The organism is Paractinoplanes globisporus DSM 43857 (genome assembly GCF_000379645.1).
Lineage (GTDB): Bacteria > Actinomycetota > Actinomycetes > Mycobacteriales > Micromonosporaceae > Actinoplanes > Actinoplanes globisporus.
Genome location: NZ_KB903312.1, coordinates 120,758 through 143,534 on the forward strand (window position 1 = coordinate 120,758; position 22,777 = coordinate 143,534).

18 protein-coding genes and 1 pseudogene are annotated in these 22,777 nt (G+C 69.0%); 10 read left to right on the top strand and 9 right to left on the bottom strand.

The features are described from left to right. The first annotated feature begins 192 nt into the window (after positions 1–192). From A3CQ_RS61085 to A3CQ_RS0127135, 4 genes are all read left to right on the top strand, one after another. On the top strand, positions 193–630 hold the full coding sequence (locus A3CQ_RS61085) for a hypothetical protein (protein ID WP_157296390.1): 438 nt from the start codon (positions 193–195) through the stop codon (positions 628–630). Then, positions 627–1,721 (top strand): S8 family serine peptidase, encoded by a 1,095-nt coding sequence (locus A3CQ_RS54175; protein ID WP_051115365.1) that lies wholly within the window; start codon positions 627–629, stop codon positions 1,719–1,721. Before A3CQ_RS61085 ends, A3CQ_RS54175 begins: the two co-directional genes overlap by 4 nt. A gap of 65 nt (positions 1,722–1,786) precedes the next feature. Continuing rightward, positions 1,787–5,593, top strand: coding sequence for a golvesin C-terminal-like domain-containing protein (locus A3CQ_RS0127130; RefSeq protein WP_211216692.1), 3,807 nt, complete (start codon positions 1,787–1,789; stop codon positions 5,591–5,593). A 1-nt stretch (position 5,594) separates the two neighbouring features. Further along, positions 5,595–6,062: a hypothetical protein gene (locus tag A3CQ_RS0127135; protein WP_020514099.1), complete on the top strand. Its 468-nt coding sequence runs from the start codon at positions 5,595–5,597 to the stop codon at positions 6,060–6,062. Positions 6,063–6,128: 66 nt separating this feature from the next. Here the strand turns inward: A3CQ_RS0127135 and A3CQ_RS0127140 are convergent, their stop codons facing one another. From A3CQ_RS0127140 to A3CQ_RS0127150, 3 genes are all read right to left on the bottom strand, one after another. Continuing rightward, positions 6,129–7,625, bottom strand: coding sequence for an alkaline phosphatase family protein (locus A3CQ_RS0127140; protein WP_020514100.1), 1,497 nt, complete (start codon positions 7,623–7,625; stop codon positions 6,129–6,131). A gap of 438 nt (positions 7,626–8,063) precedes the next feature. After that, a complete protein-coding gene (locus tag A3CQ_RS0127145) occupies positions 8,064–8,549 on the bottom strand; it encodes a hypothetical protein (RefSeq protein WP_157296392.1) in 486 nt (161 codons plus the stop codon). A 10-nt stretch (positions 8,550–8,559) separates the two neighbouring features. After that, entirely contained in the window at positions 8,560–9,045 is a 486-nt protein-coding gene (locus tag A3CQ_RS0127150) for a hypothetical protein (protein WP_211216693.1), read from the bottom strand. A 201-nt stretch (positions 9,046–9,246) separates the two neighbouring features. Between A3CQ_RS0127150 and A3CQ_RS54180 the strand changes: the two genes are divergently transcribed. Then, positions 9,247–11,892 carry a tetratricopeptide repeat protein gene (locus A3CQ_RS54180; protein WP_020514103.1) on the top strand — a complete coding sequence of 882 codons (2,646 nt, stop codon included), beginning with the start codon at positions 9,247–9,249 and terminating at the stop codon, positions 11,890–11,892. A gap of 66 nt (positions 11,893–11,958) precedes the next feature. Here A3CQ_RS54180 and A3CQ_RS0127160 read toward each other — a convergent pair whose 3' ends face one another. After that, complete coding sequence (locus A3CQ_RS0127160; protein ID WP_020514104.1) at positions 11,959–12,603, bottom strand: alpha/beta fold hydrolase; 645 nt, start codon at positions 12,601–12,603, stop codon at positions 11,959–11,961. A gap of 97 nt (positions 12,604–12,700) precedes the next feature. Here A3CQ_RS0127160 and A3CQ_RS0127165 point away from each other — a divergent pair, with 97 nt between their 5' ends. From A3CQ_RS0127165 to A3CQ_RS63055, 3 genes are all read left to right on the top strand, one after another. Then, positions 12,701–13,675: a TIGR03885 family FMN-dependent LLM class oxidoreductase gene (locus A3CQ_RS0127165; RefSeq protein WP_020514105.1), complete on the top strand. Its 975-nt coding sequence runs from the start codon at positions 12,701–12,703 to the stop codon at positions 13,673–13,675. A 733-nt stretch (positions 13,676–14,408) separates the two neighbouring features. After that, the gene (locus A3CQ_RS0127175; RefSeq protein WP_020514107.1) at positions 14,409–14,936 is read left to right on the top strand and encodes a SigE family RNA polymerase sigma factor; all 528 of its coding nucleotides are present in this window, start codon (positions 14,409–14,411) and stop codon (positions 14,934–14,936) included. After that, positions 14,929–16,038 carry a hypothetical protein gene (locus A3CQ_RS63055; protein ID WP_020514108.1) on the top strand — a complete coding sequence of 370 codons (1,110 nt, stop codon included), beginning with the start codon at positions 14,929–14,931 and terminating at the stop codon, positions 16,036–16,038. Before A3CQ_RS0127175 ends, A3CQ_RS63055 begins: the two co-directional genes overlap by 8 nt. A gap of 161 nt (positions 16,039–16,199) precedes the next feature. Here the strand turns inward: A3CQ_RS63055 and A3CQ_RS64085 are convergent. Beyond that, positions 16,200–16,514: pseudogene (locus A3CQ_RS64085) on the bottom strand (TRIC cation channel family protein); the annotation flags it as partial. A 268-nt stretch (positions 16,515–16,782) separates the two neighbouring features. Between A3CQ_RS64085 and A3CQ_RS0127185 the strand changes: the two are divergent. Beyond that, positions 16,783–17,361 (top strand): nucleoside/nucleotide kinase family protein, encoded by a 579-nt coding sequence (locus A3CQ_RS0127185; protein WP_020514109.1) that lies wholly within the window; start codon positions 16,783–16,785, stop codon positions 17,359–17,361. A gap of 1,240 nt (positions 17,362–18,601) precedes the next feature. Here A3CQ_RS0127185 and A3CQ_RS62230 read toward each other — a convergent pair. The 4 genes from A3CQ_RS62230 to A3CQ_RS64090 are packed head-to-tail and all read right to left on the bottom strand — an operon-like array spanning position 18,602 to position 21,345. Beyond that, positions 18,602–18,811, bottom strand: coding sequence for a hypothetical protein (locus A3CQ_RS62230; RefSeq protein WP_020514111.1), 210 nt, complete (start codon positions 18,809–18,811; stop codon positions 18,602–18,604). Further along, positions 18,769–19,482 (bottom strand): LysR family transcriptional regulator, encoded by a 714-nt coding sequence (locus A3CQ_RS54185; protein ID WP_211216694.1) that lies wholly within the window; start codon positions 19,480–19,482, stop codon positions 18,769–18,771. Before A3CQ_RS54185 ends, A3CQ_RS62230 begins: the two co-directional genes overlap by 43 nt. Positions 19,483–19,501: 19 nt before the next feature. Beyond that, complete coding sequence (locus A3CQ_RS0127200) at positions 19,502–20,509, bottom strand: alcohol dehydrogenase catalytic domain-containing protein (RefSeq protein ID WP_026206254.1); 1,008 nt, start codon at positions 20,507–20,509, stop codon at positions 19,502–19,504. A gap of 50 nt (positions 20,510–20,559) precedes the next feature. Next, complete coding sequence (locus tag A3CQ_RS64090; protein WP_369076493.1) at positions 20,560–21,345, bottom strand: class I SAM-dependent methyltransferase; 786 nt, start codon at positions 21,343–21,345, stop codon at positions 20,560–20,562. A 756-nt stretch (positions 21,346–22,101) separates the two neighbouring features. On the opposite strand from A3CQ_RS64090, the gene A3CQ_RS0127210 reads away from it, so the two are divergent. Continuing rightward, positions 22,102–22,776, top strand: coding sequence for a hypothetical protein (locus A3CQ_RS0127210; RefSeq protein ID WP_157296395.1), 675 nt, complete (start codon positions 22,102–22,104; stop codon positions 22,774–22,776). The last annotated feature ends 1 nt before the right edge of the window (position 22,777 follow it).

Sequence of the window (22,777 nt, forward strand, 5' to 3'; positions counted from 1 at the left end):
CCCGATTCAGCCGGCATTCCTCACTCCTGCCAACGAGGCCGGTCGTCCCCAGTGGACCGGCCGGGATCAGGACGCCATCGGCGGCCGCCGGCGGGTGGGCGCTGCGCCCCGTCCTGGTGCAAACGATCTGCAAACGGCGCCGCGCACGATGTTGCGGACCACCAGCTGGATCAATGCCAGGAAGAGGGAGACATGAGACCACGAATGTGGCGCGCCGGTTTTGCCCGCCGCCTTGTCGTAGCCGCCGCCGCCGGAACGTTGCTGATGAGCGGTGTCGCTGTCAGTTCGGCGCAGGCCTCGGGGTCGTGCACGCCGAGCGATCGGGCGGACCTGTGGCTGGGATCGATGAGCGTGCATCTGATCAGGACGGCCGGTTGCACCTACTACGCCCGGCTGGTCTCGGACGATCCGATCTACAGCGCCGGCATGACCATCAACCTCCGCGTCGAACGCCAGGAGGGTGGCTCGATCACGGCGTGGCGCCAGATCAATGTCACCGGACCGTACGGCAGCTACAACACTGCCGCGGTGGACGGCTGGTGGGTCGGCGCCGCCAGCCAGGACCAGCATCACGCCTGCTGGGCCGTCAACTACGGATATTGGAGCTGCACGAACTGGGTCGACGCTTGATCCGTCGTCCTGACGAGGCCGCGACCGCCGCGATCCGGGTCGCATTGGGTCGGGGTGCGGCGATCCTGGCGGTGGCGATCCTGGTGGCCGGGGTGGCGGGGCCGGCCGGCGCCGCCCCGCCGGCCGGCGGCTATTGGGTCGGCCAGCTGCGCCTGCCCGCCGCGTGGGCCCTGAGCCAGGGCGCCGGGGTCACGGTGGGCGTGCTCGACACCGGAGTCAATGGCGGGCTGCCCGCGCTCGCCGGCGCGGTGCTACCGGGCCGGTCGTTTCCCGATCTGGGCAACGGCGTGCAGGACGCGCGGGGACACGGCACCGCGGTCGCCCTGCTGATCGCGGGGCGCCCCGGGTCCGGTGGTGTCGCGCCGCGGGCCACGATTCTGCCGGCGATCGCCGCGGCCGGCGGCGCGTCGGCCGACGAGGCGATCCGCTGGCTGGTCGACCGGCACGTCGGGGTGATCAACCTGTCGGCGGGGCGGCCCGGCACCGGCGGGGACCGGGCCACGACCGAGTTGGACGGCGCCCTCGCCTACGCGGCGGCGCACGACGTCGTGGTCGTCGCGGCCGCCGGGAACAGCTCCCAGGACCGGGGCGTGGTGAGTCCCGCGAACCGGCCGGCCGTCATCGCGGTCAGCGCGGTGGACAGCACCGGTGCGTTCCGACCCGACGTCAGCGTGTCCGGGCCGGAGGTCGCGCTGGCAGCGCCGGGTGTCGGCATGACCGCCGTCGCGCGGGCGCGCGTCGCCGGGCAACCGCTGTCGGCCGACGGGACCAGCTGGTCGGCGGCCGTGGTGAGCGGCGTGGTCGCGCTGGTGCGGGCTCGCCACCCCGGCCTGAACGCGGTCCAGGTGGCGCGGCTGATCCAGGCGACCGCGCGCCCGGCCGGCCCGCCCGGGCGCGACCCCGAGTACGGCTTCGGGGTTGTCGATCCGGTCGCCGCGCTGTCGGCTCCGCCGCCGTCGTCACCCGCAGCCGCATCCGCACCCGCACCCGCACCGCGGGCCGCCGTACTGACGGCCGTCTCCGTGGGGGCGGCGTTGCTCCTGGTGCCGGTTTACTCCTTGGTGCGCCGGCGCCGTTCGCACCGTACCTGATCAATTACGGGAGGAAAAAGATCGTGCGATGGCGATTGTGGCGCGCGGCGAGCGCGCTTTTCTTGGTGACGGCGGGTGCCACCGTTCCGGCAGCCGCCGCGCAGGCTGATCCACCGCCGGCGCCCGCGGCCACGCCGGCGACCCCGCCGGCCCAGGTGGCCAAGCAGCAGCGGCAGGAGCTCATCGGGGCGGGCTGGGAGCGGTCCGCCGACCGGATGTGGACCACCTCCGGCGACGCGGCGGGATTGCACATCCTGGTGGCCGAGGCGAGCGACGGCTACGCCTGGCGCACCGCGGCCACCCTGCAGGAGCCGGGCGTCGATGCCGACCAGTGGATCGGCAACGCCTGCGTGACCGGCTCCGGGCGGCGCGCCGTGGTCGTGTACGCACCGCGCACCTATACCAACCGGCCGATCCTCTTCGACCGCGGCGGCTATACCGCGATCGTCGACCTGATCACGGGCGCGATCACCCGGCTGCCCGTGCGCACCACGCTCGCGTACTACAACCCCGGCTGCGGCACGGGCGAGACCGCGACGCTGACCCAGGGCGGCGATGAGGACCTGGGCAAGACCCGCGTCATGACCGTGAACGCGGCGAACGGCCGGATCGGCCGGCGCATCGACGTGCCGGGCGAGCTCACCAGCCCGATCCCGGTTCCCGACGGGATCGTCGCCGCCGACTCCGCCGCGATCGTACGGCTGCGCGACGACGGCACCCGCACGGTGACCGCGGGCGGGCGGGGCATCCCGTTCCACCTGCGCGCCGACGCCGGCGGCGGCGTCGTCTTCCTGCAGCAGACGGCCGACCAGAAGGTCGAGGTGCGCCGGGTCGCCCGGGCCGACGCCAAGGTCAGGGCGCCCGGCACCGCACAACTGCTGGCGACCGGCCGGACCGGGAAGGTCGACGTCCGATCCTCGGCGACCGGGCGGGTCTTCATCACCGGCCAGCCGGACCAGGTGAACGCGCTGCCGGCCCCGGTCTCCCGGCTCGACACCGCGGCCGACACCACCGTGTCCACCCAGGGCGAGAGCGCCGTCACCGACATCACCCAGGTCGCGCCGGCGGCGGACGCGGATCCGCTCGATCCCCGGCGGGTGCGGATCCAGGGGCACTCGCTGCGTACGGGCAAGGACTTCGGATTTGAGGTCGACCCGGGCGACACGCTCGCGCCGCGCTCGACCGACGACCCGGCCCGGGTGTGCGCGGTGCCCCGCAACGACCCGAACACGCAGGTCTACCAGCCGAAGCCCAAGCAGGTCGAGTGGGCGGTCGACATGGCGGTCAAGGACCAGCTGAGGATCACCCGTCCGGCCCAGTGGAAGCACAACGGCATCAGCGTCTCGTACACGCCGCAGGGCATGTTCCCGCAGATTCCCCTCGAAGGGCCGACGGGCGGCCAGGTACCGGCGCAGATCCTGCTCGGCATCCTCGGCCAGGAGTCGAACCTGTGGCAGGCGTCCCGCAACATCCTGCCCGGGGAGACCGGCAACCCGTTGGTCGGCAACTACTACGGCACGCCGATCTACGACAGCAATCCGGACAACGACTGGGACATCGACTGGTCCAAAGCCGACTGCGGCTACGGCGTCAGCCAGATGACCGACGGCATGCGACTCAAGGGCAAGGAGCGGCCGAACGAGACGGCGCTGCCGGTGGACCAGCAGCGGGCGATCGCCACCGACTACGCCGCGAACGTCGCCGCCGCTCTGCGCTTGCTGGAAACCAAGTGGAACATGATGTACGACCGGGACGTGCTGGCCAACAACCTGGACCCGGCGCGGCCGGAGAACTGGTTCTTCGCGATCTGGGCCTACAACTCGGGCTACCACGAGCAGGGCGAGGCCGACAGCGCAGGCGCGTATGGGCTCGGCTGGGCCCAGAACCCGGCCAACCCCCATTACGACCCGGTACGCGGACCATTCGGGGCCAATCCGCACGACTTCGCGGCGCCGCAGGGCTGGCCGTACGCGGAGAAGGTCCTCGGTTTCGCCACGAGCCCACCCTCCATCCTGGAGTCGCCGGACACCTATGTTCCGATGTTCCGCGCGGCCTGGTGGAACACCGACGAATACCGCAACAAGGCGATCCCGGTGCCGAGCAATTTCTGTGCGCTCACCAACAGCTGCGAGTGGGGCAACTCGTACACGCCCAACTATCCGGGCAACGGCACACCCGGCACCGACGTCCGGGGTGAGCCGGCCGGACCGTGCGCGCACAAGAACGGCAACTACTACGACCTCAAATGCTGGTGGCACACCTCGCTGACCTGGAAGATGGACTGCGCCACCAGCTGCGGTCACGAGTTCATCCGCTACGACTACCCGCAGTACGCGGCGGAACCCGACCCCGGGATCAGCTACCCGCCCAGCTGCACGCTCGACCTGCCCGGCAACGTGCTGGTCGTTGACGACGTGCCGCCCAGCGTGCCAACCGTCAGCAAGGATTCCTGCTCCCGGGCGCCCAGCGCCGGAACGTTCGGCGTCGACTTCGGCAAGGACGGTAACAACCTGGAGTCATCCAAGATCGACTTCCATCAGGTCGGCGGCGGCTACGGCGCGCATTTCTGGTTCGCCCACACCCGTACGCAGACTCAGACCAAGATGCAGGTCACCGGAACCTGGACGTTCTCGGCGGACCAGAACGGCAAGTGGGGCCGGCTGCTCGTACACCTGCCCGATCACCATGCCCTCACCCAGCAGGCCAAGTACGTCATCGACATCGGTGACAACAATCAGACCGTCAACATCCGCTACATCAACCAGGCGCGCCGCGCCAACAACTGGGTCGACCTCGGCGTCTACCAGTTCAAGGGCGCGCCCAAGGTGAGCCTGTCGAACATCTCCGCCGACGGCACCGGCGACGACGACGTCGCCTACGACGCCGTGGCGTTGCAGCCGCTGCCGGGCAAGCCGAAGAACATCGTGGCAGTCCTGGGTGACTCGTACGCCTCCGGTGAAGGCGTCGGCAACTACTACACCGAGAGCGATCGCGCGCACGGGACCAACAACTGGAACGCCTGCCGGCGCAGCAAGGACGCGTGGGGCCGGCAGCTCGTGCTGCCCGGCCAGACGGAGTCGATCGGCACCAAGGCGGACCGCTGGGACACCGACCTGGATCTGGCGTTCGTCGCCTGTTCCGGGGCGCAGACGAAGAACGTCTGGGACGACGCCTGGGGCGCGTCGGCCCAGCCTTACCGGGAGGGTGGGTTCAACGAGGCGAAACAGGTGACCTCGGGCGCCCTGACCACCAACACGACGCTGGTGATGCTGACGCTCGGCGGCAACGACGGAGGCGGTTTCACCAACGCGTTCATGGACTGCGGCGGGCTCGGTGACTGTGCGACCGACAGCAATTTCCTGCCCCACTACGAGCAGATCGTCGACACCATGATCGGAAATCTGCGGATAACGCTGGGAGACATCCACCGGAAGGCCGACCACGCGCAGATCGTGCTCATGGGCTATCCGGAACTGCTCAGCCGGACCGTGAAGTGTGCCGGCTCGTGGTACTTCGACGCCGACGAGGCCGACGCGCTGGCCAAGCTGGCCAACTACGTGGACGCCAAGCAGCAGGCACTGGCCGACGAGCTCAACGTACAAGGCTATAAGATCGCGTACTCCAATCCGGTCAACGCGTTCGTCGGACACGGCGGCTGCGACAACCCCGAGTGGATCAACAAGTTCGTCGCCGGGCCCACCACCGACGGCGACTTCCACAAGGGCGACCCGGTCACCCCGTTCTGCTTCTGGGACGTCCTCGGCGGCGCCTGCTACAGCCGGGCGTCGTTCCACCCGAAGAACATCGCCATGCCGGGTTATGCCGGAGTGATGCGGCAGACGCTGGACTCGATCGGCTACACAGGCGGGTGAGATGACCGAGCGAAACCGCCCCGGCCAGGGTTCCCGCGTCCTCCGCTTCGGCGGCCGGGCGCTCGGGATCCTGGCCGGGGCGGCCCTCGTTGCCGTCCTCGCCGTCCTCGGCACGGTCGCCTGGATCACGAGCGTCGCGCTGCCGCACCACCAGCACGAGGCCGATGCGGAGACCCGGCGGCTGGGGGAGGCCGCGGCGGCCGCAGGACGCCAGGACCTGGCGCGCCTCGTCGCCGACGGCCGCCTCACCGACGACGAGATCACTTACTCGGTCGGGCGGACCTGGGACATCACCCGCGCGGACGCGAGCTGGGCGATCGTCGCCGAAATCGATTACAACCTCTGCATCAGGTACGACGTGAGCCTCCCGCTAGGCCCCGCGAGCACCGTGACCATGACCCGGCTCGCGTCCTGCCCGTCGCTGAGCGGCACCTATCGCCCCTACCCCACGGTGACGCCTTCGGGCTGACCGGGCCGCCCGGTGGAAGGCGCAGCTCAGGCGGCCATCGTGACCGCCCGCCGGGCTGTCAGAGGTTCAGTGACCGGTGCGGGGCCGGTGTCCGCGCTCCTGGCGGGGCATGAACTGGTGTGCGCTGGGCACGGCCGGCGGCGGGAGTTGGCTGGTCTCGTACTCGGCCAGGTTGACGCCGCCTTGGGTGTCGGGGAGGGTGGGCGGCTCCTTGAAGTCGTTGAAGCGGAACGTGCCGGTCAGGTCGCTGACCTTGCGCCGGCGCCAGTCGCTGATGTTCGTCTCTTTGACGCCGGTGATGCGCTCGAGGAGCTTCAGCTGCGAGGTGTGGTCGGACACGTCGGAGTTGACGTAGCCGCCCACGGTCCACGGCGAGACGATGATGCACGGCACGCGGAAACCGAGACCGACGGGAAAGCCGCCGCCGGGCGTACCGGTGTTGGAGGTCTTGAACACGAACTCGTCCGGCGTGCCGGCCGGCGGGGTGGGCGGCAGGACGTGGTCGAACAGGCCGTCGTTCTCGTCGTACGAGAGGATGAAGACGGTCTTCGCCCAGACCTCGGGATTGGCGGCGATCGCGTCGATCTTGCCGGCGACGAACTGCGCCCCGGAGGCCGGCGTGTTGGCCGGGTGCTCGTCGGCGTCGGACGGGGGGAGGATCCAGCTGACCGTCGGCAGCGAGTCGTTCATGCAGTCGTACTCGAACTGGCCCAGCGGCTGGACCGCCATGCCGTTGTCGTACATCGGGTCACCGGGCTGCGCCTGGGCGAACTCGGTGAACTTGCTGATCGCGGCGGCGCCGGTGAGGCTTCCCGGCTGGCGGTAGATCTTCCAACTGACGCCGGCCTCGGTGAGCCGCTTCGGGTAGGTCTTCCACGAGAACTGGTTCGCCGGTCCGCTCGTGGTCAGCGACGGACCGCCGGCCACACCGTTGGGGTCGATCGTTCCCGACATCCACATGTGCCGGTTCGGGCCGGTGTCGCCGATGACCGAGCAGTGGTACGCGTCCAGCAGCGTAAAGGCGTCGGCCAGCGCGTACTGGAAGGGGATGTCCTCACGGTTGAGGTAACCCATGACGTACGGGCCGTTGGTCGGGCCGTCCGCGGCGAGGTGTGCCGGCAGCCAATTGTCCATCTTGCCGTTGTTCCAGGCCGCGTGCTGCACCGACCACGCGTGGCTGGTCGACGGGATCGCCTGCGCCGAGCTGATCCTGGTGTTCAGCCGGTACGGGAGCAGGTAGCCGTCCGGGTGGCCCGGGTACGGCTGGTAGAAGACCGAGTGGCCGTTGGAGATTCGCATGGCGTGCGGGTCCTCGAAGCCACGCACGCCGGACAGCGTGCCGAAATAGTGGTCGAAGCTGCGGTTCTCCTGCATCAGCATGACGACATGCTTGATGTCCTTCAGGCTGCCGTGCCCGCCGTGCTGCGGGCTGTTGGCAACGGCGGCGCGGACATTCGGCGGGAGGGCCAGCGAGGCCACACCCAGGCCGGCGGCCGCGGCGGTACCGAGCAGCCGGCGGCGGGTGGTCCCGGCGGTCGGAGTCTGATCCGGGCTGTCCTGCATCACGATGGTCCTTTGGTTAGGCCGATAGGACCCGCTCAGCTTGATCACCTCGGCGTACGAGCCGCTGACGCCAAGGTTGAGAACGAACGAACCCTTCTGACGCCCCGGTGATCAATGGGAGGCGCCGACTATTCGGTTGGACCCGTAGCCCTCAGTTGGCCAACGCCACTCTCATCGCCGCCGCGACGTTTCGGGTCGTGGTCGTCCGCCACCCGGCGCGCGAGCGGCGCCGGTCGCGACGGGCACCGCCAGGGGGAAACCTTGGCCGCCGATGATGCGGTAGGCCATGGTTTGCTCGCGGTCATGCCGAAGAGGTGTGCGAGACCGAATTCCACCTGCCTGGGTTATGGCGCCGTGACTCCCGCCCCGGGTTACACCCACGGCGACAACCGGGGCGGCCCTCGAAGAGGCCACCCCGGATTTCCTGCCCGCCGTCGCTCAGCGCAGGCGGGCCGTCTGCCCGTCGGCGTAATAATGAGCTTCGCTCGGATAGGTTCCGACGCAGACGTACGCCTGAGCCAGGAAGGTCTGGCTGGTACTGGACGAATAGATCCGAGGCGTCCAGCACATCGTCTGACCGGGTTCGACGTACCGGTTCCCGCCGCTGGAGTTGCACGACCACTTGGCGCCGTCCGGGAAGCGGAAGAGGAGCGCGTTGCCCCAGTAGCCGGAGCGAAGCGGTGAGTACATGACCATGTATGCCCAGTAGTAGGACCCGCTTCGGCACAGTTGCACCGCCCCGACCGCCTGGCCGCCGACGTTGAGCCGCACGTAGTCCGCCGACACGACGCTGCCCGAACCCTGCGAGTGCCGGCAGTTGGCCGCGGCGACCGCGGACTGGGCATCACCGGCGGCGTGTGACGGGCTCGCCATCCCGCCGACCGCCAGGACCAACAGGGCGACAACCGCGAGAAGTCGTTTCACCGGGAGCTTCTCAGCCACAGTTGATCCCGTACAGGATCCTGTCGGTCTGAATGCCGGCCATTCCACCGACGTCGACGCACCTGTGGGACATGTCGACGCCCGCCGGCGTGTACACCGGGCCCGCGTAGTACTTGTAATACCCCTCGTCGCAACCGACGCTGGGGCACCTCGGCCAACTCGATCCCGACGGCCGGATCTGCGCCAGCGAGTACAGGCTCGCGCCGTACGCGCTGCCGGAGTGGTTGGCGACGAGACAATTGCGCTTCGCGGTGGACGAGTAATAGACGTCCAGGTACATGTTGACCTCGCCGGTCGCCTGGCTGGTCTCCGGGTAGTGGGTGACCAGCGTGTAGGACGATCCGCACGGTCCACCGGCCAGGGCCGAGACCGTGCCGGTGAGGTTGCTCGAGTGGGTCTGAGCGGACGCCGGTGCGGCGAGTCCCATCAGGAGGGCGGCTATCGCCCCCACCAACGCCAGAGATCGCTGAGCACGCATCTTTCGCACTGCTTTCCTCCATGGTGTCGCCATCAGCGGATACGCCTGCCGTGCACCCCCCGGGGCACGGCAGATCTTCTCGACTGAACACCACGGACCGGACCGGCCGGCGTGTACCGACCGAATCCGAACGCGGTCGGCACGTCCACCGTCGTTAATCTAGGACGCACCCGGGACATCGATCCTGATCAGGAGGTAGACATGCCGCCAGGGCTCCGGCGGGAGCCGGCCGGCCAGCCGGTCGACACCTTCGCGGATCCGCCCGACCCCGGGCAGGCCCTCACCCTCGACGACATCGTCGAACGGCTGCGGCTGTTGAAGGTCTGGGCCGGCGACCCGTCCTACGAGACCATCAAGGACCGCATCAACGCGGCGTGGTCCGAGGCCGGGCGACCGACCGGTGAGCTGGCCGGCAAGACCACCGTGGTGGACTGCTTCCGGCGTGGCCGGCGTCGGCTGAATTCCGACCTGGTGATCGCGGTGGTCGAGGCCCTGCACCCCGATGTCGGGTACGTGACGCAGTGGCGCCAGGCGATGCGTGTGATCGGCGGGGAGACAACGGCGGCGGCGCACGTCCGGGTCCAGGACGAACTGCCCCAGGACCTGGCCGAGTTCACCGGCCGCGCCCTCGAACTGGACCGCCTGCGCAGCACACTGCAACGCGGCCGGCACGACGGCGGCGCGGTGGTGATCTCGGCGATCGAGGGCATGGCCGGGGTCGGCAAGACCCAGCTGGCCGTACGGGCCGGGCACCTGCTCGCCCGGGAGAGACCCTTCGAGCACGTCCTGTTCGTGAACCTGCGTGGGTTCCACCCTGACCCGGCCCAGCCGCCGGCCGACCCCGCCGCCGTCCTGGACGGCTTCCTGCGCCTGCTCGGCGTACCCGGTCACCAGATCCCGCACGATCTGCCCACCCGCGCCGCCGCATTCCGCGGTCGCGTCGCCGGCACGCGCACTCTGGTGATCCTGGACAACGCCGCCGACGAGGACCAGGTCCGCCCACTGCTCGCGGACACTCCCGGCTGCATCACGCTGGTCACTAGCCGGCGAAGCCTCACCGAACTGCCGCCCGCGACCCACCTGACCTTGGATGCGTTCACCGCGGAGGAGGCAGTGGTGTTCCTCACGCAGGCCGTGTCCGGGACCCCCGTCGGCAAAGATCCACAGGCCCCGGCCCGGATTGCCAGGTGCTGTGGCTACCTGCCGCTGGCCCTGGGACTGGTCATCGGGCACATCCGCGGCAAGCCCGGCTGGACCCTCACGGATCACGCCGACCGGCTCGACGAACGCCATCACGATCGCCGCTTGGACACCGGTGTGGAACTCGCCCTGCACCTGTCCTATCAACGCCTGTCCGCCGACCGGCGACGGCTGCTCCGGCTGGCCGCGCTGCATCCCGGCGAGGACTTCGATGCGTACGGCGTCGCGGCCTTGTGTGATTTTGACCTGCGCACCACCCAGGCGCACCTGCGCGATCTGCGCCGCGACCACCTGTTGCAGGAGGCCAGCCCGGGCCGGTACACCCAGCACGACCTCGTCCGCGCCTTCGCCGCCAACCTGGCCGGAGACGAAGACCCGCCGGCCGAACGGCACGCGGCGCTGACCCGTCTGTTCGACTACTACCTGGCCGCGGCCGCCGCCGCGATGGACACCCTGCACCCCGCCGAGGCGCATCGACGCCCGCGGGTCGCGTCGCCGGCCACCCCGACTCCGGTGCTGACCGAGGCGGGGACGGCCCGTGACTGGCTGGACGTCGAGCGCGCCGCCCTGGTCGCGACCGCTGCGCGCACCGCCACCGACGGCTGGCCGAGCCACACCACTCGGCTGTCCACCATTCTCTTCCGCTACCTCAACGGCGGCTACAACAACGACGCCCTGACCATCCACGGCCACGCCTACCACGCCGCCCGCAACACCGACGACGCCAAGGGGCAAGCACACGCGTTGACCAACCTCGGCGCCGCGTACGTCCAGATCGGCCGGTTCGCTGAGGCCGTCGACCACCTCGAGCGCGCCCTGAACCTGCACAAGCTGAGCGAGGACCGCACCGGCCAGGCACGCATCCTGACCAACCTGGGCATTGTCGAAGCGCGGCTGGGCCGCTACCGGCGGGCCGCCGACCGTCACGGGCAGGCGCTGACGCGCTACCGGCAGGCCGGTGACCGTACCGGTGAGGCCCGGGCGTTGGGCAACCTCGGCTTCGTCGCGGCGCGGCTGGGCGACTACCAGCCGGCCGCCGAGCGCTACCGCCAGGCCCTCGCCCTGAGCCGGCAGACCGGAGACCACGTCGGCGAGGCCTCCATGCTGGGCAACCTGGGCGACGTCGAGGTGCGGATCGGCCACTACGACCTGGCGGCCGAACACATCCACCAGGCAATGACCCTGTACCGGCAGCACGGCGACCGCGACGGCGAAGCGTGGACGCTGGACAGCCTGGGCATCCTGCATACCCATCTCGGCCAACCCACGCAAGCCGTCGAGCACCATCAACAGGCGCTGTCCATCTTCCGCCAGGCCGGCGGGCGCGACGGCGAAGCCTATGCGCTCAATGGACTCGGAGAGGCAACCCAGGCCGCCGGTCAGCCCAGCCGCGCCGTCGCCCACCACGGTGCCGCGCTCGGCATCGCCGCCGACATCGGCGCGCTCGACCAGCAGGCTCGCGCCCACGCCGGCCTTGGCCGCGCCCACCACACTCTCGGCGATCTTGACCAGGCTCGCCGGCACTATCACCATGCGCTGGCTCGCTACCTCGATCTCGGCATGCCGCAGGCCGAACAGATCCGCGCCCAAATGACCGCCGTCGGCGAGACCCCAGCAGCCGACGCAGGTTCAGCTGAACGTCAGTAGGACCATGGCGCATCCGAGCGCGTTTCCCGGACCGTCTCAGTTGCTCTGGGACAGGCCATTGCGCCGTCAATGCAGCAGATACGCAGTCAGCTGGTCGGCGAGTTGTTTCGGGTGACTGAGCGCCACCGAGTGGCCACCGTCGATCTCATCCGGGACGGCGCCGAGCCGGTCAGCGGCCACCCGGCGCTGGAAGTCCGGAAGGAAGAACCGATCCTGGCGGGCGATGAGCACCTTCGTCGGCACGTCCGGCCAGTCGTCCAGCGGCCACGGCTCGTTCCACTCCGCGCTGACCTGGTTCCGGCCATGCGCCGCAGCCTCCGCGACGATCTCGGCCGGCACCCCGTTGTAGAACTGCTGCTCATCGCTGAGCCCCTCCGCGCCGCGGTATCCGGTGTTGGCCCACCAGTCCCCGGGCCTCTCACCAGACTCCGGGACCATCGGCGTGAGCAGGACAATCAGCCGCACGGCCAGCCGGTCGGCAATCAGCGGTGCGGTGAACGCACCATACGAGTGTCCGACGACCACCAGGTCGCTCCGTTCGCCGATCGCGTCAACGACCGTTTCGCAGAACTCGGCAAACCCCGCCGACCTATCCTCGATCGGAAGCTCCGGCACCACCACGTCGTGGCCGCGGCTGGCCAGCTCAGGGACCAGAAGATGCCAGTCCCAGGCGCTGCCCCCGCCGCCGTGGATCAGAACGAAAGTCGCCATGCTCCGAAGCCTCACACACGAGTACGACATCCAGCCGCGCGGCCCGTGCCGTCGGCGGGTTGGTTGCGGGCGTGGAGGCAGGGGTAACGCCATAGGTATGACCGAGTACGGAATCCATGCTTCGCACGAGCAGATCCCGCCGGCCGACCTCCTCGCCGCCGTGATCGCGGCCGAACGGCACGGCTTCGAGTCCGCGATGTGCTCCGACCACTTCTCGCCGTGGAGCAGCCGGCAGGGCGAGTCTGCCTTCGCCTGGTCGTGGCTGGGCGCGGGCCTGCAGGCCACGAACCTCTCGTTCGGTGTGGTCAACGCTCCGGGCCAGCGCTACCACCCGGCGATCGTCGCGCAGGCGATCGGGACCCTCGGCGCCATGTTCCCGGGGCGGTTCTGGGCGGCGCTGGGCAGCGGGGAATACAGCAACGAGCACATCACCGGGGGCTCGTGGCCGCGCAAAGAGGTACGGGAGGCACGGCTGCTCGAGTCGGTGGAGGTCATCCGTGCGCTGCTGGCCGGCGACGAGGTCACCCGAGACGGCCTGATCACCGTGGACCGGGCCCGGTTGTGGACCCGGCCGGCCGAGTCACCGCCGCTGATCGGGGCCGCGGTGAGCACGAAGACCGCCGCCTGGTGCGCGGGGTGGGCCGACGGGCTGGTCACCGTCAACGCCCCGACCGAGCACCTGCGCGCGATGATCGCGTCCTACCGGGACGCGGGTGGCCGCGGGCCGGTCTGCCTGCAGGTGCATCTGAGCTGGGCGCCGATCGAGAAGGAGGCCGAGGCGATTGCCCACGACCAGTGGCGCAGCAACGTCTTCCGGCCGCCGGTCTGCTGGGACCTCGAGACGGTGGAGCAGTTCGACGTGATCAGCGAGAACGTGACACTCGAACAGGTGCGCCAGGTGGTCAACGTTTCGGCCGACCTCGAGGCGCACACCGAGTGGCTGCGCGGGTACGCGTCGCTCGGCTTCGACCGCATCTATCTGCACCACGTCGGGCAGGATCTGATGCCGTTCATCGAGACATTCGGCGCCGAAGTGTTACCGGCTCTGCGTCAGCGGGTGCTGCAGACGTAGACCGGTCCCGACCAGCGCGTTTGCCCAGCGTACCGGGTTTCTGCCGCGATCCGTTCTGCACGTAGCGTGATGGCACGCAAGCTTGGGCAAACGCCCGGACCTGCCGATGGAGCGAATGCGCGGTCCACACGTCACCTGCCGGTCAGCTGGGGACCTGGCGGTGGGGTGTCGCGCGTGATCTGATCATCCGTCATGACCATCCCGCAGTCGGTCGAGGCGTTGTGCGACGAGCTACGCCGCCGGGCAGGTTCAGGTAGTCGCATCGACCTGTGGGTCCCCGACGAACTGTCGCTCGGTGGTGGAGCATTTGCCTATGGAACCGACCGGTGTTGCCATGGCCATCATCGGCGACACCGCGCTATCGCTTGACCTTTGGCCGGACGGCTTTACTCAGGGAGTGGGCGGGCGGACCTACCACTTCAAGGGCGGCGACTCCTAACGATGAGCGGCTGGGCGGTTACGGGAACAACGTCTAGCAGCCGCCGTGCCCCGGAGCGGCGTCAGGAAGAGACCAGAACCAACACGGCGGTGATCGGCACGACCAGCTGCGCCATGCTCGGCTCGAGGACCTTGACTATCTGGCATCACACCGACTGGCCACTGCCGGAACCACTGCCTGGGCGCCTGGTGTTGGTGGGGTCGGCTACGTCACCGCGCTGCCGCTGGCTCGGGGCTTGGCGGTGATTTCGGTGACCGGTGCAACGTTGCGGTAGGGACGGCCCGTTTTAACGCCGTGAGAGCCGACGAGGAAGAAGCCTTCCGGGACTTCGTCGCCGCGCAGCTGGTTCCGCTGCGGAAGCTGGCGTACGTCACCTGTGGGGACTGGCACCTGGCCGAGGACGCGGTCGCGACCGCCCTCGCCAAGTTGTACCCGCGATGGCGCCGGCTGGACCGGCCAGATCTGTACGCCAAGACGATGGTCTACCGGGCCGCGCTCGACGAGCGGCGGCGCCCGTGGCGGCGGGAACGATCGGCGAGCGACGCCATGCCCGACGTGGCGCTGCGCGACCCCGCGCTGCTCAGCGACGAGCGGCTACGCGTGCGGGCGGCGTTGCTGAAGGTGCCGCCGCGGCAACGGGCCGCCCTGGTGCTGCGGTACTACCTCGGCCTGACACAGGAGGAGACGGCGACGGTCCTGGGCTGCAGCACCGGTACGGCCAAGAGCCAGGTCTCGCGCGGGCTCGGCAGGCTGCGCGACCTGCTGACCGCCGAACAGATCGAGCTGAGCGACGTGGAGGTGTGGAGCAGTGCGCATGGATGAGGTGGTGGACATGGCGACCGACGACGGGCCACCCCTGGAGGTGAGCGTCGACGACATCGTCGCCTCCGGGCGGCTGGTGCAGCGGCGTCGCCGGACAAGGCTTGCGGCGGGCCTGGCGATGGCGGCTGTGGCCGCGGTGGCGGCGGCGATTGCCTTGGTGCCGGCGGGGCACCGTACGGGAAAGGAGTCGGTGACGGTGGCCGCGTCGAGTAGCGCCGCCGTCGCCAAAGGGGCGGCCGGCTCGCTGCTGGCGGACCGGTTCGAGTTCACCTTTTCCGGGTACTCGGTGGGACCGGTGCACGTGCAGAACCCGATCGTGGCGGGCAATGCCTACCAGATCGCCGCGGTGACGGTCGACGGGACGACGGACGGCCGCCATCCGGGGACGGTGTCCGACCGGCGTGACGCGAAGCCGAGGCTGGACGCGACGCTCACGCTCTACCGGCCGGGCGCTTACGCCGTGCAGCGGCTGGCGGGTGCCACCTCCACCACGGTGGCCGGGCACCGGGCGCTGAAGGTGGAGCATCACCAGAGCCCCGGCCCCTGGCTCAGGACGCTGGCCTGGGAGTACGCGCCGAACGCCTGGGCGGTGCTCGACAGCAGCGCGGACCGGGCCGATCTGCCGACGATGCGGCAGCTGGAGTCGACGGCGGCCGCGCTGACCGGGGCCGCGGCCCGGCCGGTCACGGTGCCGTTCCGGTTGAGCTACGTCCCGGCGGGATACGACGTGTTCGCCGTCGGCGACCACATGACCGGCAGCCTCGACGCCGTCGGCGGCCCGAGCACCACCCAGTACAGCGGTGTCTTCTTCGCCAAGAGCGGGCTTCCCAAGACGGGGCTGCTGGGACCGTACGACAACATGATGTGGGGCGCGTTCCAGATCATGATCTCGGCCAACACCCCCGACGCGCCCGGCACTCCCGGCTGCGATTCGGGGCTCTGCACCCGGCTGGCCGACGGCGGCAAGGTGACCGTCGCGGTGGCGAGCAACGCCGGCAGCCTATCGAAGGCCGAGACGATGAAGGTCCTCAACGCGATCAGGCTGACCGACGTACAGGACACCGGCACCTGGGTCGACATCCGCACAGCACTGACCCGATAACCCTCGAGCCGGCCCAGTGGTACCTGGGTACGAGGGCGCACCGCGCGCTGCTCGGGAAAGGTCCAGCCGAAGCGAACGGCGGTCAGACGCACGGACGTGGTCACGACCACGCAGACGAGACCCGCGATCGGGGTCGGCCCGCCGAGTTCGGCGAGCAGGACGAATGCGCCGGCGCCGGCCCCGGCCGCGACGGCGTAAAGGGTTCCGACCTGGAGGAAGGAGATCGGCAGGCTCAGGATGAGGTCGCGCAGCATTCCGTCCCCGATGGCTCCGATGATGCCGACGACCAGCGCCCCGGCTTCGCCGACGCCGAGAGACAGCGCCTTCGAGGCGGCGATCGCGCCGAACAGTCCTATGACGACCGCGTCGAGCGCGGTGATCAGCCAGCCCGCTCGCGCGAGCACCGGCTGCAGCAGCATGCCGCGGATCGCGGCGGCGTGGCTCCGCGGGCTGATGCCCTCCATATCCAAGGCCATGCCAAGCTCACCGTACGTGAGGAGGGTCGCAGCGATGATCAAGGCAGCAGGGGCTTGGGGGCCCTATCGTCCAGCGTGTTCAACCTCGTGCCGCCGAGCGGGCGCGGCAGGTGCGGCGACCCGGCTGTAGGCACGTCAGGTCACCTCGCCACCGACGCGGCCGCGCCCGGCCTGGCATCCTGGGCCGGTGCCTCGATCTGCGAAACGTGATGTCATCGACCACGTCGCCCGCCGGGTTCCGCAGCTCCGGGGCGTTGACTGCCCCCGGGTGGCGATCGACGGCCCCGACGGCTCTGGCAAGACCACCTTCGCAGCGGACCTCGCCGCTGCCGTCCGCCTTCTCGGCCTCCCCGTCGTCAGGGTGTCGCTCGACGACTTCCACAACGTCCGTGCGGTGCGCTACCGGCAAGGGCGCGAGTCCCCGCACGGCTTCTGGCAGGACTCCTACAACTACTTGCGGTTCCGCAATGACGTCCTGGACCCCTTCGCGCCGGGTGGCTCGCGGTGCTACCGGCCGGTGGCCCACGATCTGGCCACCGACGCGGTTCTCGACCCGCCACGGCGCACTGCTGTTCCCGGGACGGTCGTAATAGTCGACGGGCTCTTCCTCCATCGCAATGAGATCGTCGACGAGTGGGACCTGTCGGTGTTCCTGGAAGTTCCGTTCGACGTCACGGCCAGAAGAATGGCGTACCGCGACGGCACGAACCCCCATCCAGCACATCCCAGCCTGCGGCGTTACGTCGAAGCCCAGCGAATCTACTTCGGCGCTTGCTCGCCCCAGCAAAGGGCCGACATCTTGATCGACAACGAACATTTCGACGAACCCCGGATCATCCGTGGGTGACGAACTCATTTGCCGCGTTGAAAGCGGCATCGCTTGCCGATGTCCTCACCGTCCGTGATGACGACCAGGGCGACGGGGGCTTGTCGCTGGTGCCCGCATGTCCCGACATGCGACGTTTGCGTAACTGGCTGGCCGTGGGAAATCTGAGGCCGCGGTCGGGACTGCTACGTACACTCGGCGGCGTGGTGACGAGGCGTTTCGTTGACGATGGACGGTGGCTCGCCGCGTTCGCCGGCGAGTTTGACGTCGTCTGCCCACGCTGCCGCGCCGCTGCCAAAGTCCGGCGGGAGTGGGACCGAACGAGGCGAGTTTGGTGTCCGGCCACCGTGTTCTGTACAGCGTGTGGCTTCTCCCGCCGGCAACAAGCGAGCGCCGGTAAGAACTCGAGCCGCGGCCGAAGCTACGTGCCTGATAGCTGGGCTGGACCAGTGGCCATCTTCGGGGAGCGCCGGTGTGGTTACTGTGGTCGCAGGATGATTGTCAGGCGTAGGGCAGAGGCAGTGCCGCGTCACCCCTTGATTCCGCTGAAATGCGACGGCTGCGGCACAGTGACAAACGTCAGCTACGATATGTGCCCGATCACGGTGCCCCGGGCTCTCGTCGACAACTGCTTCGTTCTCCCGTTACGGCTGCAGACTCCCTGCGCCGGTCGGACGCTGTGGGCGTTCAACGCTCAGCATCTCGCGTACCTCAAGGAGTATCTGCGGGCCGACCTTCGGGAGCGGCGGGTGATGCGCACGCCTCAGTAGCATCCCGCCTTCCGGGTTGGCTGAAATCGGCGAAGCACCGAAATGAAGCAGTCCGCGCGGCGCAGCGTCTGGAAATACTCCTCGGCATCGGCCATTGAATGGGCAACGGCACGGCAGTAACCACTTCGCAGGCGCATTGTCATGCCACCGAGCGCGTGGTGGCCGACCGCGAGCCGTCACCTGGCATGACGCACCTGGAGGCGGACCGATGCACAGTCGGGTGGCGGGGGTGTGTTGCCCCGGTCGCGGTTTGCGGATGTCCCTGGCCGGCGATGTCCAGCTTCGTACAAGGCCTTACACCTGTACCGGCAAGCCGGTGACCGCGCGGCGCTCGAAGAAGACCCGAGTCTGCTCGCCGCTGCCGCTGGTCGACCATTGGACCCCGGGAGAGTCCGCTCAGGGCTCACCTGGTGCCCGACGGCAAACCACTGCACGATCCTGACCGACCCGGCTGCCGCTGGTCGGATCGCCCGGGCGCTGACGTCGTCTCCTTAGCCGGGTAGACAGCTCAGCGCCGATTTGCGGAACTCGTCGACCATGCTGTTGTCCTCGAGGGTGCGGGTCAACATCACGGCCTGGCACGGTGGGAGGTCGTCGATGGGGATCGAGGTCAGGTCGGGGCGGATGAGACCGCCCTGATCGCTGCGCGGATGCATGATCACGGCCTTGCCGCACGCGACGACCTCGAACTTGTCCTGCACGGTGTGCACGGTCGGGCCCATCGGGCGCCGGACGCCGTCCGGGCGCTCCGGCCACCAGAAGGCCCGCCACTCCGCGGACGCGCCGGCATGGGGAACTCCACCAGCGGTTCGTCGGCGAAGTCGGCCAAGGTGACGGACGTACGCCCGGCCAGCTGGTGGGTGGTGGGAACCACGAGCACCCGGGGGTCCTCGTACAGCACCGTGACGCGGTAACCGTCCATCGGGAACACGAACGGCTGCCAGGCGAGCACCACGTCGACCCGGTGCTCCGCGAGGCACCGGGTGTCGTCCCACGTCAGGTAGCGGGTGTGGATCTCCGCGTCGGGGTGGCGCTCGCGCAGGTCGCGGACGGCCGGGGTGATCGGCAGGCCGGGCATGTAGCCGATGGTGATCGTTCCCGGCGTCGCGGCTGCCCGGACGTTCGTGACGGCGTGGCGGGCGGCCCCGAGCAGCTCGTTCGCCTGCGCGAGGAAGGCGCGGCCGGCCGGCGTGAGCTGGCTGCCGTGTGCGGTGCGGTCGAACAGCCGCACACCGAGCTGCTCCTCGAGCCGCTGGATCTGACGACTCAGCGACGGTTGCGCGACGTGCAGCTCGGCGGCGGCCCGGCCGATGTGCTGATGAATGGCCACGACCGTGAAGTACCGCACCAGTCGGAGGTCGAGGTCCGCCATGCACGCATGGTAGGGGAAGTCAGTAGGTCACCACAGCCTTGAACCGGACGTCGCCGTTGGCGACCCTGTCGTACGCCTCGGCCACGCGATCCTTCGGGAAGACTTCGATCATCGGCTTGACGGCGCCGCGTGCGACGAAGTCGAGCGCCTCGGCGAGGTACTCGTAGCCGTTGTGGGCGGAGCCGATGATCTGGTGGCTGTTGGACACCAGTGGCAGCGCGGGCAGCGTCAGCTCGTCGGTGGCGATGCCCATCATGACGACCTTTCCCCACGGACGCAGGCCGTCCATCGCGCTGGCGAGCGCCGCGTGGTTGCTGCCCGTGTACATGATCAGATCAGCGCCGCCGGCAGCCTTGAGCCCCGCGCCGTTGGCGACGACCTGGTCGGCGCCGAGCTGCCGCGCGAGGTCCTCCTTGTCGGGGCTGTGGGTCACCGCGGTGACGTGGTAACCCGCGGCCGTCGCGTACTGGATCGCGAGGTGACCGAGTCCGCCGATGCCGACCACGGCGACCCGGCCGGACGGCTTGACCTCCGCCCGGCGCAGGCCGGCCCAGACGGTGAAGCCGGCACACAGGGTCGGTGCCGCGAGCTCGTACGAGACACCGTCGGGCAGCAGTACGGTCCCGTCGACGTCGGCGACAATGTACTCCGCGTGCGCGCCGTCGGCGTTGACTCCGGTGAGGATCGGGGCCGCGCAGTTGGCGGCGGTGACGAAGCTGTTCGGGTGCTGCTCACGGCAGAAGTCGCACCTACCGCACCGCTTCTGCACCATCGGGAGGCCGACGCGGTCGCCGATCGCGCGCTGGGTGACACCGGCACCCACGGCCACCACCTCGCCGACGCCTTCGTGCCCGAGCACCAAGGGGAACTCGCGGAACGACAACGTGCCGTTCGCCATCCACACGTCCGTGCCGCAGATCGCGCAGGCGTGCACGCGTACCAGCACCTGGTTGGGGCCGGCCTCTGGCCGGTCCACGTTCTGTAGTTCCCATGGGGCGTTCACCTTCGGTACGACGACCGCCTGCATCTGGGTAGCCATGTCCACTCCTCCTTGGCTCGAGAGATCACGGCGTGACGCTACGAACAGCCGGACTCACGCGTCCAAGACCTGTTCCGCATCCCCTTCATGCCCGTCCTGCATGTGTTCGCGGTTTCGCGGAGGAGGACACTCACGATGAACATCACTCCCGCACCTGCGGCGATCCGGTGACTCATGATCCAGCGCACTCTCATGTCGCCGATAGCGCGCGGTCGCTTGGGAATGCACGTGCGCGGGCAGCTGCTCAGGCGCGAAGAGTACGAAGCCCAGAGCCCGGTGCTGACACGGGTATCTGGATTTGCCGCGTTGATGAGCGCGGCCGGTGGTGGCAGTCCGTGTTGAGGTTGGTGCCGCCCGACCCGACGAGGTGAGCTCGCGATCGTCTTCGGCGATGTCACGAGCAGTCTCAAGACGCAGTCCCGGTGGGGTCGACGGATCGAAACGCTCGTAGCACTTCTGAATCTCAACGAAGAATGCCTCGGTCCAGTTCCCACGGTGGCCAGCAGGCCACCCAGACGCAAAGCGTCGGCAGACTTCGCCACCCGCACCGCAGGGTCGATCCAGTGAAACGCGGTAGCGGAGAACACCACATCGAACGGTTCGACAGGTAAGGGCCACCGCTCGAACGCAGCCGTAACGACCTCCACCGAGTCGAACGCGGCAAGATTTCGCCGAGCCACGGCCGCCATATCCGTGCCCATTTCGACAGCCACGACGCGGTAGCCCCGTTCGGCCAACGGCACGGTCGCCTGCCCGGTGCCGCAACCGATCTCCAGCACCCCTGCCCCAGACGCCACCCCGGCCGCAGCGAGACCATTAAACATCTGCACTGGATATCGAGGACGGGCACGGTCATATCGGACAGCGTCCTCGTTGAAGGTCTCTCGCAACCTCAGGTAATCACGGCTATCACCCACCGACAGAGAGTAAAAGCCCCTAACGCGATCTGCTGAATCGATGATGATCAGCGCTGCGAGATGAAGATCAGTCTCGTTTCGCTCGTCGTGGGCAGGCCGTGGGACGTTGATGACCGGTTATGGGAGCTGATCGAGCCGTTGCTGCCGCGTGGCCGGACAAGCCGCCTGGGCCGCGCGGTGACCCGCAGATCCTTCGACCACGCCGTAGACCGCACTGCGGAAGTGCCTCCCTCGTAGAGAAACCTGTAGATGTATCAATCACAAGTTTCCCTTACAGGACAGGCACTTCCACCTATTTACACACTCAGAATCCGCGCACTCCGATGATCACCAAGAATCACGCAGTTTAGACACCCGAAAGATCACCAGGAGTCGCTTTCGTCCTCCAACTCGCACCTCGTCCGGTTCTCAACACGGACAGAGCGCCTCAAGCCGGAACAACGCCGGGGCCGTGGGGCGGGAGCGGCCTTTTGGCGCCGAGTCCGGGTGTGGGGCGTTCGCGCCTTCCGGCGCGTTTGGCTGCGCTGGAGGGCCCTGGTGGGTGGTCGGGCACCGATGAAAGGAAAACAAGTCGATCCGAGCGGCCGTCGGTTTCCGGCTCCATTGCCGCATACGCTGTGCGCGCCTTCCGGCCGGCAGTAGCCATTGTGCGAAGCGAACGGAATGCCGAGAAGAATCGTCACCGAAGGGATTGGGCAGCAAATGGTGTCGAAGGTCCGGATTCCCCGCTCCGTCATGGCCACCGCCATTCTGACGCTGGCGGCGTTGACCGCCGGCGGCTGCGGCTCCGCGAGCACGCCGAGCGGCTCCGCGGCGCCTGCATCGCAGGCCGCTGCGGGGTCCGCCCCGGGATCTGCCGGCACCGCCGCGGCCTCGTCGATTCCGGCCGCCACGCCGAAGCAGTGGGACGCCGGCAAGAAAAACCCGTGCGAGCTGCTCACCCAGGACGCCGCCGCCACCGCCCTCGGCAGCGATCCCGGCCCGGGAAAGTTCGTCGAAAAAATCTCCGACGAGCCGCTCCCGGCCGGCGCCACCGAGGTCGGTGGCTGCGTCTACGCCGCGGGCGTGGGCGGCGTAAACCTGTATATCCGGGTCGTCCGGTTCGCCGGGAAACCCCCGGCCGATTCGTGGAGCGACTGTGAAGAACCGGCATGCACCAAAATCGCGGACTTGGGCGACGGGGGCCTTGTCGCCGTCGGTGGCGGCCCCACGATGATGCAGGTGGGGGTCATCTTCGCCAAGGGCCCGATCGTCGTTCAGATAATGGTCATGACCTCCCGGCCGACTGCGAAGCAGGACGGCATCACGCTCGGCAAGACCGTCGCCGCCCGGCTCTGAC

Coding starts and splice junctions, on each gene's coding strand:
- A3CQ_RS61085 (WP_157296390.1), top strand. CDS start 193: ATGAGACCACGAATGTGGCGCGCCGGTTTTGCCCGCCGCCTTGTCGTA.
- A3CQ_RS0127135 (WP_020514099.1), top strand. CDS start 5,595: ATGACCGAGCGAAACCGCCCCGGCCAGGGTTCCCGCGTCCTCCGCTTC.
- A3CQ_RS0127140 (WP_020514100.1), bottom strand. CDS start 7,625: ATGCAGGACAGCCCGGATCAGACTCCGACCGCCGGGACCACCCGCCGC.
- A3CQ_RS0127150 (WP_211216693.1), bottom strand. CDS start 9,045: ATGCGTGCTCAGCGATCTCTGGCGTTGGTGGGGGCGATAGCCGCCCTC.
- A3CQ_RS54180 (WP_020514103.1), top strand. CDS start 9,247: ATGCCGCCAGGGCTCCGGCGGGAGCCGGCCGGCCAGCCGGTCGACACC.
- A3CQ_RS0127160 (WP_020514104.1), bottom strand. CDS start 12,603: ATGGCGACTTTCGTTCTGATCCACGGCGGCGGGGGCAGCGCCTGGGAC.
- A3CQ_RS0127165 (WP_020514105.1), top strand. CDS start 12,701: ATGACCGAGTACGGAATCCATGCTTCGCACGAGCAGATCCCGCCGGCC.
- A3CQ_RS63055 (WP_020514108.1), top strand. CDS start 14,929: ATGGATGAGGTGGTGGACATGGCGACCGACGACGGGCCACCCCTGGAG.
- A3CQ_RS54185 (WP_211216694.1), bottom strand. CDS start 19,482: ATGGCGGACCTCGACCTCCGACTGGTGCGGTACTTCACGGTCGTGGCC.
- A3CQ_RS0127200 (WP_026206254.1), bottom strand. CDS start 20,509: ATGCAGGCGGTCGTCGTACCGAAGGTGAACGCCCCATGGGAACTACAG.
- A3CQ_RS64090 (WP_369076493.1), bottom strand. CDS start 21,345: ATGTTTAATGGTCTCGCTGCGGCCGGGGTGGCGTCTGGGGCAGGGGTG.
- A3CQ_RS0127210 (WP_157296395.1), top strand. CDS start 22,102: ATGCCGAGAAGAATCGTCACCGAAGGGATTGGGCAGCAAATGGTGTCG.